The sequence below is a fragment of the Streptomyces sp. ADMS genome, assembly GCF_033441795.1.
GTDB lineage: Bacteria > Actinomycetota > Actinomycetes > Streptomycetales > Streptomycetaceae > Streptomyces.
Genome location: NZ_JAVFVX010000036.1, coordinates 49,056 through 59,916 on the forward strand (window position 1 = coordinate 49,056; position 10,861 = coordinate 59,916).

Sequence of the window (10,861 nt, forward strand, 5' to 3'; positions counted from 1 at the left end):
ACCTACTCCCAGAATTGTGAACGGCATCCGCTGTCACCCGAGCCTTCGCGCATGCTTCAGCACTGGATTGCCCCCACCTTTTGCCGGAACAATGATCAGCTCCCAACCGTGGCTGAGAACCCTCCGACCGTACTGCATGCCATTCGCGGTCGCCGCATCTACTGCTCTGGTCAGGCTGACCAACAGCTCCTCGGTCTTCAGATTGCGCGAGAACGCGTTGTACATGATCTCTTCGACCATGTGCTTCGTCGCGTTCGGATGCACCCAGACCTGGCGGCCACCCGCGGTCAGCAGGTTGAACGACCTCGGCAGCACCGTGCTTGCGTACACGGGTTGCATGGCAGCAATCCTCGTCCAGACGGAGACAGTGACGTGTTCAGCCCCTTCGAGGGCAAGGTGCTTTCCTCCCCCTACGGGGAAGGGCACCATGCTCGCGTACAGGCCGGCGTTGTACATCGGCTGGCAGGTGACCTGGGCACCGCTGAGGGAGGTGAAGGCGCCAAACGTGAGGCCGTCGAGAAAGCCGAGGCTCGCCTGGCCCGTTGCCTCGACGGCTCCCCTGGTGACCTTGTCGGAGATGGCCTTCGCAGACTGGACCGCCGGGTGCTGCGGCGCGGTCTCGCGGTCCTCCTGGACGCAGTTGCTGCCCCAGCCCCACTTGCCTGTGAACAGGTCCTTCATCTGCGTGGTGATGCTGCACATGCCGCTCGGGTCGGTGCGGCTGGTGGGCGCATTCTCCACCTAGGCGTAGGCCTGCGTGTAGGGCGTGCTCGCGTCGGGGACGTACGGGTCGCGGCTGGTGAAGCGGCCCGTGTTCGGATCGTAGTTCCGGGCCCGTAGGTTGATGCTGGTGGCGACCGCGTCGAAGTCGTTCCTGATGGTCTGGTCGGTGTACTCGCCTGTGAACCCGAAGCGGTTGAGCGGTGCGTCCTCCGCCCCGAGGTTCAGGTTCGTGGGGTTCTCGCCGAACGGTCCGAAGGTGTAGTTGGCGATTTCCCTGCCGGTGGAGTTGGTGAGGTCGGTGACCGTGCCGATCAGGTCGTGGTGGTAGTAGAAGGTGCCCTGCGGCTGTTTGGTGGATTCGATCTGGCCGAGCTCGTTGTAGGTGTAGGCGGCCGACCAGCCACCGGAACCAGTGCTTTCCCCTGCCAGCAGCGGGAGTTCGTTGTTGATGTCCCAGGCGTACGACGTGGTGGTGCCGTTCTTGACCGAGGTGGCGCGGTTGCCGTCGACGTCGTACGTGTAGGTGGTCGTTCCCTTCGACTTCAGACGGTTGGCGCCATCGTAGGCGAGGGCATCGATTCCGTCAGTGGTCCGGTTGCCATCGGCATCGTGGCTGTAGTTCGTGGTACTGGTGCCGGTGACTGCCTTGGTGAGCTGGTCCGCGATGTCGTAGAAGTAGGCGGTACTGCTGCTGGGGGCGGTCTGTGTCAGGCGGTTGCCGACCTTGTCGTAGGTGTAGGTCGTGGTCGGCGAACTGGACGGGCAGTTGTCGGCCTTGGTAGCGGATGAGCAGTTGCTCCGCAGTCGGCCGACCTCGTCGTAGGTGTAGTACTCCGACTTGGCCGTGGTGCCGCCGGTGTTGTTCCGCACCTGGTCTACCCGCTGCGGCCGGCCGTCTCCGTCGAGCACCCCATGCCAGGACGACAGCGTCTTGGTGCTGTTCGAACTGACAGCTCGACTTTCGCCCGACGGCGCCTTCGAGTTACGGCGACGTCGGGCCAAGGGTGTCGTCACACGGGATATGCGCCATCCCCGGCGTGCACGAGGCCGACGAACGAGGCCCAGGCCTCAGTCGGCACGACGAGTGCGGGGCCGGTTCTGTCCTTCGAGTCGCGGATGCCGACGTGGTCGGCACACGCCGCTATCTCGACGCACGCGCCACCCGTGTCGTTGCTGTACGAGGACTTGAACCAGGCGGATTCGTCGGCCACTTCAAGGGCCGTGATCTTGGTAATGATGGCTACGTCCACTCTCGTGCTAGGGCTTCCAGGAACCCGGCTGTGCGAGCCGGGGGAAGGGCGCTGTCGCGCATGGCGTCGAAGCGGCGGATGTGCCTCTGAACATCCCGCCGCTCGTCGGTGACGCTGATCGTGTTGGGCATGTCGACCTCCACCACAGGGTCGAGTGTCTCGGAGAAGTCCAGCAGAATGAAGTTGGATTCCGTGCGGTACGTCACAACGTCGTGAGGCAGGATCTGGACGGTCACGTTCTCGAGCTCGCCCAACTTCGCGATCTCCTCGTACTGAGCGCGCATCACCTCGGGGCCGCCCACCATCCGTCGGACCGCTGTCTCGTCCATGATGACGCGCAGTTCCAGCGGATCTTCCGAGCGGGTGATCAGCTCCTTCCGCTCCAGTCTCAGCCGAACGTTCTGCTCCACGTACTCGCTCGTCGTCTCGTCGACCGGCTTCGCGATCCGGTACAGAGCGCTGGCGTACTCCTCCGTCTGGAGCAGTCCGAAGACGAAGGACGGCTGCCAGGCGCGCATCACCCTCGCGTCCTGCTCCAGGCCACGGAACGTCGGCATCCTCGACGGCATGAACGCCTTGTACGGCATCCACGGCTCCTTGCTCAACGACTCCCGGTGCAGTTGGAGCAGCAGCTCCCGGTCTTCATGGGGGAGGTCGATGTCGAGGTGGTCGATGAGGCCTTCGAGGTCACTCACACGCGGCAGGTCGTTCTCGCCGATCTCCACTCGCGCGAGCTTCGTGTGGGAGAACCCGAGCGCATTGGCCACCTCCTGGAGCGTCTCACCCTTCCTGTCCCTGAGCTTGCGCAGCTCCTTGCCCAATTCCCTGCGTCGGAAGGTCGCTCCGCGCTTTGCTGCCACTGCGTAATCCTCTCCCCAACCCTGCCGGTGCTCAACGTGCCCTGTGCTCAGTGCCGTCGGGTGGCCTGTCCCTGAGCGTGCCACCCTCTGCATCTCATTGAACAACCCCCTGCCCATGCTTGGGCATGTGCCAATTTTAGCGTCACCACAATTGAGCTTGCACAGTAAATCGCACACGCGGCACGGTAGTTGAGCGCGCTGATCCAGAGCGGCCGTCTCGGGGCGCGCGGGGCAGGTCCGAACGAGGCTTCGGGGCCGTACGGCAAGCAGCACCCAACCACCAGCGACGATGCGAGGGCACCATGCGCAAGACCTCACAAGCCCTGTCGGCCACAGAGCCAGCCGTGCTCCATGCCTTCGAGGTGTATTTCGCCCCCGCCTACTCCCGCGTCCGGCACATACGGAGGATCACTGCCGCCCATCTGCGCCTGTGGGATCTGCCCTCGATGATCGAACCCGCGACGCTGGTCGTCTCCGAGTTGGTCACCAATGCCATCCAGCACTCTGATGGCGCCTCGGTGAACCTCCGCGTACAGCAGCTGTACGCCGACGAATTGCGTGTCGAAGTCGCCGACGGAACCCCGAAGTTGGCCAAACCCCGCGTGGCAGGGCACGACGACGAGAGCGGCCGAGGGCTGTTGATCGTCGCCGCCATCGCGCGCGAGTGGGGCGTCAGTCGCGGTGGAGAGGTGACGTGGTGCTCCCTCTCGATCCCCAGAGGAGTGTGCGTGAACACCGCCCCGAACAGCGAACAGAGACCCCCCGCGACTCGGCGACCGTCCGGGGGCGTGGCCCACCAACCGCATGGGAGTTGATGAACATGGCCGAGCGTAGCGCTGGGGCTCTGCAATGGGCACTGGTGGCTTTGGCCCTCTGGGGCCTGCCCCTCCTGCTGCCCGCCACCGGCACCGGCACCCGCCACAAGGTGCCGATTGCAGTTCGAACTGTCGCGACCAGTAAGAACGTAGGGGACTACCCGATCCTCTCCGCACGGGTGCCGCCTTCGCGCCGGTCGCCGTACAGCACCGACCGGGCACCTCTGGACGGTTCGGCGTCCCGCCTGTCACGGCCGTATCTGCCCGCCCTCACCGAGTGCCTGGCTGCGGAAGCGGTCACGGCACTGTGTGCGGCCCGTGTACGGCCGTACTGGACGGCACGGGAACGGGTGTTGAGGTGGAGGCGACGGCGCGTCCTGGTGCTGTCGGCCCACTTCCGTCTCGACCTCGACAGCCTCGCCATCCACACGGTCCCGGCCGGGAATGGCGTCCGATGAGCGGCGCAAGGGGTACCAGAGTCAGTGCGGCCGTGAGGCAGGCAGAGTTGCCCATGCTGCGCGCCTACCGCCTGTGGCACGAGCACACCCGCAAGTGCGTCGACGGCTGTAAGCGCGTACGCAAAGCACAGGACGGCTGCGAGAGCGGGCGGGAACTGTGGGCGAGCTACCGCCACGCCTACGCCGGAGGCGATCGATGACCACGCCATCGACGCCCACCAACCGGTGCGGGGCGGTCCGTGCCTCCCTGTTCTACCGCGTTCCGATCCTCAGCGAGGTAGGCGCGTGCGTCCTCCCCCACGGGCACAACGGCGACCACCGGGACCCATGGGGGGCCACCTGGAACGTGATCCCGCTCTACCCCATGACCGACACCGACCGGGGGAAGGACGAGTGACCCACACCCCGCAGCCGACCTGGCCTCCGGAACCCCCGTACCTGTCCAGCCTCTGCACCATCGGCACCCATGACCGGTGCCAGGACGCGGAGCCCCGGGAGAGCGGTATTCCGGGACTGCATTATCTGGTGTGCACGTGCTGTTGCCACCATCTGAGTCCGGTCCCGGTCAACGGAGCGAGTGAGGGCTGAGGGCGGGTACAGGAGTTCGGACTCTCACTAGGCGACGAGTCGGAGACGACGTCAGCGGACGACGTCGAAGACGTTCTTCTGCAGGCCGTTGGCGTACGTCTCGGACTCGACGAGCTTCAGCTTCTGGGTGTCCTTGTCCGTGGCGCTGAACAGGCGCTTGCCCGCGCCGAGCAGCAGCGGGAAGACCAGCAGGTGGTAGCGGTCGATGAGGCCGGCGTCGGAGAGGTCGCGGGTGAGGGTGGCGCTGCCGTGGATGATGATCGGGCCGCCCTCGGTCTCCTTCAGCGCGGCGACGTCGTCGAGCGAGCGCAGGATCGTGGTCTCGCCCCAGTTCGGGACCAGGTCGCCCTCGGTGAGGGTGGTGGAGACGACGTACTTCGGCATCACCTTGTAGTCCGCGAAGTCCTCCATGTCCGGCCAGACTGAGCTGAACGATTCGTAGCTGACGCGACCCAGCAGCATCGCGGCGGCTTCCTTCTGCTCCCGGTCCTTGATCTCGAACGCCTCCGGGAGGAACTCGATGTCCTTGAAGGTCCAGCCAGCGTTCCGGTAACCGGGCTCGCCGCCCGGGGCCTCCACTACGCCGTCGAGCGAGACGAAAGCGGTACTGATCAGGGTGCGCATCCCGGGGCTCCTGGGGGTGTCTCGTGGCTGGTTCTCAGCCGATTCTCACTTACTGACTCCGGGGCGCGGTGAAACTCATCGGCCATCGGCCATCGGCCATCGGCCACGAACGCGACGACGATTGCCCATGCGTCCGCCTCAGTAGGCGGCGCGGGCGGGGAAAGGCGGCTGCCCCGGCCTTGACCGAAGAAGCGGCGGGGGCGGGAGGTGAGAAGGAAGGCTGAGCGGCCCGGCGCCCCAAGGCGCCGGGTGGGTGGGAAATGCCGGGCGGCGTCGAGGAGTTCGACGGCGCCCGGCGAACGGACCGGCAACGGGCGGGTGGGGGAAAGCACCCCTCAGTGGTGCACCTTCTCCGCCTGCGCGGGCACGTGCGACGCCACCAACCGCTCCCGGCCCGCCGACGGAGTCACCCTCACTCCGCGCCGGTCCACCACGTACGCGACCCCCGCGACACCCAGCCCCAGTACCGCCAGCCCCGCTCCGACCAGCGCCGGAGACGTCACGCCGAATCCCGTCGCCAACGCGAGACCGCCCACCCACGCTCCCCCGGCGTTCGCGAGGTTGAAGGCCGCCTGGTTCGCCGAGGACGCCAGGGACGGGGCCGTCGACGCCCTCTCCATCACCATCAGGTTGAGCGGGGAGCCCGTGACGAACGCCGCCACTCCCAGCAGCATGACCGCCAGCGCCGCGCTCCACGGCGTACTCATCAGCAGCGGGAACGCGCCCAGCACCACGATCAGCGACACCAGGCCACCGAACAGCGTGCCCCGCATCGCGTGGTCCGCGAGGCGGCCGCCCAGCAGGTTGCCGATCGTCGCTCCCACGCCGAACAGGGCCAGCAGGAGGGTGACGCTGGAGTCGGCGTAGCCGGCGGAGTCCGTGAGCATCGGCGTGATGTAGCTGTACGCCGAGAACAGGGCGCCGAAGCCCGCCACCGTCGTACCGAGGGCCAGCCAGACCGGCAGCGACCTCAGCGCGGCCAGTTCGCCTCGCAGGCCTGCCACCGGTGTTTCCACCCGCGCATCCGGGATCAGCAGTGCCAGCGCAGCTATCGCCGCCACGCCGATCACGCTCACGCCGAGGAAGGTGGCCCGCCAGCCCAGCTGCTGGCCCATCGCCGTCGCCACCGGGACGCCGACCACGTTCGCGACCGTCAGGCCCAGGAACATCAGGGACACCGAGCGTGCCTTGCGCTCCGGGGCCACCATCGTCGTGGCCACCACCGCGCCCACGCCGAAGAAGGCGCCGTGGGGCAGCCCGCTCAGGAAGCGGGCGGCCAGGAGGTAGTCGTAGGTCGGTGCGAACGCGGAAAGCGCGTTGCCCGCTATGAACAGGCCCATCAGGCCGATCAGGACCTTCCGGCGCGGCATCCGGGCCGTGACCGCCGCGAGCAGCGGGGCGCCGATGACGACGCCCAGCGCGTACGCCGAGACCAGGTGCCCGGCGGACGGGATCGAGATGCCCAGGTCGCCTGCGACGTCCGGCAGCAGGCCCATCATCACGAACTCGGTCGTGCCGATGCCGAAAGCACCCACAGCGAGGGCGAGCAGGGCCAGGGGTGTGGTCCTGCGGGCGGACAGGGTGGTCGGCGTGGGCCGGGACATGAGAGCGCGGGGCCTTTCGAAGGGTGCGGCGGGCGTAGGTCCGTACAGTTTATGTTCAAGTACGGAACAAACGCTGCCACGCCCGGTATTCCTGCGGGGTTCTCCCGCGTTACGAGCCCGTTGCGGACGAGGGAATCCTCACCCTCGCCGCGATCGGCAGGTGGTCGCTCGCCGTGCGCGGCAGCGACCACGAGCTGACCGGTTCCACGCCCTGCACCATGATCTGGTCGATCCGCGCCATCGGGAAGGACGCCGGCCAGCTGAACCCGAAGCCGCTGCCCGACGCGCCCTGCGTCGAGCGCATCTGGGCGGTGACCGCGTTCAGCGCGCGGTCGTTCATCGTGCCGTTGAGGTCGCCGAGCAGGATCTTGCGCGTCAGCTTCTCGTCGGAGAGCGCCTCGCCCAGCGCGTTCGCGCTCCGGTCGCGCTGACGGGCCGTGAACCCGGCCTCCAGTTTCACCCGTACCGACGGGAGGTGGGCGACGTACACCGCGACCGGTCCCTCCGGTGTCGCCACGGTGGCGCGCATCGCGCGGGTCCAGCCCAGCTTGATGTCCACGGGCCGGGAGACGCTGATCGGGTACTTGCTCCACAGGCCGACGGTGCCCTGCACCGAGTGGTACTTGTACGTCGACGCGAGGGCGTTCGCGTATGTCGGGACAGCCGTCTCCGTCAGCTCCTCCAAGGCGAGGACGTCGGCGTCGGAGCCGGCCACCTCGCGGGCGGTGCCGGACGGGTCCGGGTTCTCCGCGTTGACGTTGTGGGTGGCCACCGTCAGGTTGCCGCCGGTGCCGGCGTTGCTGCCGAGGAGTCCGCCGAAGAGGCTGAACCAGACCAACGTGGGCAGCAGTACCGCGATCAGCGCGGTCGCGGAGCGCCGGATCAGCGCCAGGACCAGCAGCAGCGGTACGAGGACGATGCCGAACCAGGGCAGGAACGTCTCGGTGAGGCTGCCGAGGTTGCCGATACGGTTGGGGATCTGCGCGTGCAGCAGCATCACCAGGGCCAGCAGCAGTGCCAGCGCCGCGACGATCAGGCCCCGGCGCCAGATTCTCGGGTCGCCCCGCCAGCCGGCCACCAGACGGCTCATCAGGCGCCGAAGCCGGGGTCCCCGGCGCTCGGGTGCCGAGCCTCCGTTGTCCGTCTCCGTCATGTACGCCTGCTGGGCCATACCGTCGCCTCACAACCTGCTGTGCACACCGTCCGTCCCCCCGCCTCTAAGACCCTAGGGGATGATCGGTTCCGTTCTCGCCGTCCCAGGACGGCCGTACGGGGACGATGACGAACAAGTCGGCGCGACCAGTTCCGGTTCCCGTCCGGTGGACGGCCTCTGTGACGAAACACGCACAGTCGAGCGCCGGGCGGTCCGTCGGGCGTACAAACTGCCGATTACGGGGCGACCGGCCGCAGACCTTCCAGCAGCGTGTCGACGATCTGCTCCGCGAGGCCCTCCGGCAGATCCACCTCGGGGCGCAGTACGACGCGCAGGAGCATGGGGCCGAGGAAGAGGTCGTACATCATCGAGGCGTCGAGGTCCGGGCGTATCTCGCCGTTGCGCTGGCCGCGGCGCAAGAGCTCGGCGCCGCGCAGACGGCGCGGTTCGATGACGGTGGCGTGGTAGGCGGCCCAGAGTTTGGGGCTGCTCTTCATCTGGGCCTGGACGTTGTGCAGGAACGCCGAGGACCGGTTGACCAGTCCGCGCCGGCGCAGCGCCTCCAGCAGGACGACCAGGTCGTCGCGCGTGGACGTGCCGGGCAGCTCCGGGTCCGCGGGCTCCATGACACGCATGACCTCGACGAAGAGCTCCTCCTTGCCCGGCCAGCGGCGGTAGATGGTGGCCTTGCCGACACCGGCGGTACGGGCCACCCGCTCGATGGAGATGTCCGCGAGGGGCACGCCTTCCTCCACGAGCTGCATCACGCCCTCGATGATGGAGCGTTCCACGGCTTCGCTCCGGGGGCGGCCACGGGTGGTGGTCCGATCCGTGGCGGGCCGATCGCCGGGGCTCCGATCCGTGGGGCTCCGATCGGTGGGGCTCCGATCGGTGGTGGTCCGGCCGGCCGGGCCGTCGGCGAGGTTCACGCGACCTGCTCCTTTCCTCGTCATGCGAACGTTCCGCGTCCTGCGAACGTTCTGCGTCCTGGGTCCTTGGTCTGCGGTGATTCTCCCCGCTGCTCAGTGGTCCGCGGGCACCAACTTCGCCTCGTCCTCGCCCTCTTGGGGCGCGGCCGGGCGGCCCGGCAGGCACAGGGCGACGACCAGTGCGCCGAGGACGGCGACGCCCGCGCCGCACAGCGCGGTGATGTGCATCGCGTGCAGGAACGCGTCGTTGGCGGGGCCGACCAGGGCCTCGCCGCGGGGGCCGAGCTTCGCGGCGACGCCGAGCGTGGCCTCGATGGACTCGCCCGCGGTGTGCCGTACGTCGGCGGGCAGCGCGCCGAGCTTGTCCTCGATGTCGCTGCGGTAGACCGCCGAGAGGACGGAGCCGAGTACGGCGATGCCGAGCGCGCCGCCGACCTGGCGGAAGGTGTTGCTGAGCGCGGATGCGGAGCCTGCCTTCTCACGGGGCAGGGCCTGCATGATGACGACGCTGGCCGGCGTCATGATGTGCGCCATACCGGTGCCCATGAGGAAGAAGACGACTTCCAGCACCCAAATCGGGGAGTCGGCCTCGAACGTGGCGAACGCGGCCAGGGTCGCGGCGATCAGGAGCATGGCGGCGGTGGTCGTGGCCCGGTTGCCGAAACGGTCGACGGCCAGCCGGGCGCGCGGCGCGAAGATCAGCTGTGCGGCGGCCAGCGGCAGCATCAGCAGGCCGGTCTGGAGCGGGGAGTAGCCGCGCACGCTCTGGGTGTAGAAGACCGAGAAGAACGTCACGCCCATGAGTGCGAAGAAGACGAGCGCTATGACGGACATCGCGCCCGCGAAGGTCTTGTCGCGGAAGTACGTCACGTCGACGGACGGGTGGTGGCTGTGCTTCTCGAACAGCACGAAGCCGACGAGCACGGCGAGACCGGCACCGATGGTCGCCAGTACCTGCGGGTCTGCGAAGTCGCCGAGCTGACCGCCCTTGATGATGCCGTAGACGAGCAGCACAAGCCCGGCGACGGACAGCAGAACCCCGACGGGGTCGATACGACCGGGCTTCGGGTCGCGGGAGTCAGGCACCAGGACCGTCATCAGTACGAGGGCGACGACCACGATCGGTACGTTGATGAGGAAGACGGAGCCCCACCAGAAGTGGTCGAGGAGGATGCCTCCGGTGATCGGCCCGATGGCGATGGCGAGCCCGACCCCGCCGGCCCAGATACCGATGGCCTTGGGCTGCTCCTCGCGCTCGAAGACGTTCATGAGGACGGCGAGGGTGGCGGGCATCACGAAGGCGGCGCCGAGGCCCATCACGGCCCGGAAGAGGATCAGTTCGACGGGCGAGCCGGCGAAGGCGGCGAGGGCGGAGCCGAGACCGAACACGGCGAGACCGCCGAGCAGCACCTTCTTGCGGCCGAGCCGGTCGCCGAGGATGCCCGCGGTGAACAGCAGGCCGGCGAAGACGAGGGTGTAGGCGTTGATCGCCCACTCCAGCTCGCTCTGGGTGGCACCCAGGCCGGTCGGGGCCGGGGTGGAGATGGTCTTGATGGCGACGTTGAGGATGGAGTTGTCGAGCACCACGATCAGCAGGCTGAGCATGAGCACGCCGAGGATCACCCAGCGTCGCCGGTGCACGGCCTCGGAAATCCGGGGGCCGGGGGCGGGTGGGCCGGCAGGAGTCGTCATGTCGGCAAGCCTAGGGCTATTTCAATACGAGACCGTCTCGTATTGGATTCTTTACCGAGACCTTAAGCGCGGCGCGGTCCGTGTGCAACGCCGGTTAGCACCTCGGGAGTGCGACGCGGGTGGGCGACGCGGGTGGGCGACGCGGGTGGGCGACGCGGGTGGGCG

At 67.9% G+C, this 10,861-nt stretch carries 13 protein-coding genes; 4 read left to right on the plus strand and 9 right to left on the minus strand.

Annotation, left to right across the window (positions count from 1 at the left end; all coding sequences use genetic code 11):
- Positions 1-33: 33 nt before the first annotated feature.
- The 4 genes from RB628_RS17805 to RB628_RS17820 form a co-directional block, all read right to left on the minus strand.
- A complete protein-coding gene (locus RB628_RS17805; RefSeq protein ID WP_318321441.1) occupies positions 34-741 on the minus strand; it encodes a hypothetical protein in 708 nt (235 codons plus the stop codon).
- Positions 742-1,593, minus strand: a complete 852-nt coding sequence (locus RB628_RS17810) for a hypothetical protein (protein ID WP_318321442.1) — start codon at positions 1,591-1,593, stop codon at positions 742-744.
- A 140-nt stretch (positions 1,594-1,733) separates the two neighbouring features.
- Positions 1,734-1,934 (minus strand): DUF397 domain-containing protein, encoded by a 201-nt coding sequence (locus tag RB628_RS17815; RefSeq protein WP_318321443.1) that lies wholly within the window; start codon positions 1,932-1,934, stop codon positions 1,734-1,736.
- Between the two features lie 29 nt (positions 1,935-1,963).
- Entirely contained in the window at positions 1,964-2,833 is an 870-nt protein-coding gene (locus RB628_RS17820; protein ID WP_318321444.1) for a helix-turn-helix transcriptional regulator, read from the minus strand.
- Positions 2,834-3,135: 302 nt separating this feature from the next.
- On the opposite strand from RB628_RS17820, the gene RB628_RS17825 reads away from it, so the two are divergent.
- The 4 genes from RB628_RS17825 to RB628_RS17840 are packed head-to-tail and all read left to right on the plus strand — an operon-like array spanning position 3,136 to position 4,503.
- Positions 3,136-3,648 carry an ATP-binding protein gene (locus tag RB628_RS17825; protein ID WP_318321445.1) on the plus strand — a complete coding sequence of 171 codons (513 nt, stop codon included), beginning with the start codon at positions 3,136-3,138 and terminating at the stop codon, positions 3,646-3,648.
- 5 nt (positions 3,649-3,653) lie between these two features.
- Entirely contained in the window at positions 3,654-4,106 is a 453-nt protein-coding gene (locus RB628_RS17830) for a hypothetical protein (protein WP_318321446.1), read from the plus strand.
- 32 nt (positions 4,107-4,138) lie between these two features.
- Positions 4,139-4,306, plus strand: coding sequence for a hypothetical protein (locus RB628_RS17835; RefSeq protein ID WP_318321447.1), 168 nt, complete (start codon positions 4,139-4,141; stop codon positions 4,304-4,306).
- The gene (locus tag RB628_RS17840; protein WP_318321448.1) at positions 4,303-4,503 is read left to right on the plus strand and encodes a hypothetical protein; all 201 of its coding nucleotides are present in this window, start codon (positions 4,303-4,305) and stop codon (positions 4,501-4,503) included. Before RB628_RS17835 ends, RB628_RS17840 begins: the two co-directional genes overlap by 4 nt.
- 242 nt (positions 4,504-4,745) lie before the next feature.
- Here RB628_RS17840 and RB628_RS17845 read toward each other — a convergent pair whose 3' ends face one another.
- From RB628_RS17845 to RB628_RS17865, 5 genes are all read right to left on the minus strand, one after another.
- Entirely contained in the window at positions 4,746-5,318 is a 573-nt protein-coding gene (locus tag RB628_RS17845) for a dihydrofolate reductase family protein (protein WP_318321449.1), read from the minus strand.
- Positions 5,319-5,653: 335 nt separating this feature from the next.
- Positions 5,654-6,922: an MFS transporter gene (locus RB628_RS17850; protein WP_318321450.1), complete on the minus strand. Its 1,269-nt coding sequence runs from the start codon at positions 6,920-6,922 to the stop codon at positions 5,654-5,656.
- 109 nt (positions 6,923-7,031) lie between these two features.
- Complete coding sequence (locus RB628_RS17855; protein WP_412180679.1) at positions 7,032-8,012, minus strand: endonuclease/exonuclease/phosphatase family protein; 981 nt, start codon at positions 8,010-8,012, stop codon at positions 7,032-7,034.
- A gap of 299 nt (positions 8,013-8,311) precedes the next feature.
- On the minus strand, positions 8,312-9,004 hold the full coding sequence (locus RB628_RS17860; protein ID WP_318321452.1) for a TetR/AcrR family transcriptional regulator: 693 nt from the start codon (positions 9,002-9,004) through the stop codon (positions 8,312-8,314).
- Between the two features lie 93 nt (positions 9,005-9,097).
- On the minus strand, positions 9,098-10,696 hold the full coding sequence (locus RB628_RS17865) for an MFS transporter (protein ID WP_318321453.1): 1,599 nt from the start codon (positions 10,694-10,696) through the stop codon (positions 9,098-9,100).
- Between the last annotated feature and the right edge of the window lie 165 nt (positions 10,697-10,861).

What these genes read in the sequence shown, in the direction of transcription:
- RB628_RS17825 (WP_318321445.1), top strand. Translation starts at nt 3,136, where the DNA reads ATGCGCAAGACCTCACAAGCCCTGTCGGCCACAGAGCCAGCCGTGCTC.
- RB628_RS17845 (WP_318321449.1), bottom strand. Translation starts at nt 5,318, where the DNA reads ATGCGCACCCTGATCAGTACCGCTTTCGTCTCGCTCGACGGCGTAGTG.
- RB628_RS17840 (WP_318321448.1), top strand. Translation starts at nt 4,303, where the DNA reads ATGACCACGCCATCGACGCCCACCAACCGGTGCGGGGCGGTCCGTGCC.
- RB628_RS17865 (WP_318321453.1), bottom strand. Translation starts at nt 10,696, where the DNA reads ATGACGACTCCTGCCGGCCCACCCGCCCCCGGCCCCCGGATTTCCGAG.
- RB628_RS17830 (WP_318321446.1), top strand. Translation starts at nt 3,654, where the DNA reads ATGGCCGAGCGTAGCGCTGGGGCTCTGCAATGGGCACTGGTGGCTTTG.
- RB628_RS17850 (WP_318321450.1), bottom strand. Translation starts at nt 6,922, where the DNA reads ATGTCCCGGCCCACGCCGACCACCCTGTCCGCCCGCAGGACCACACCC.
- RB628_RS17855 (WP_412180679.1), bottom strand. Translation starts at nt 8,012, where the DNA reads ATGAGCCGTCTGGTGGCCGGCTGGCGGGGCGACCCGAGAATCTGGCGC.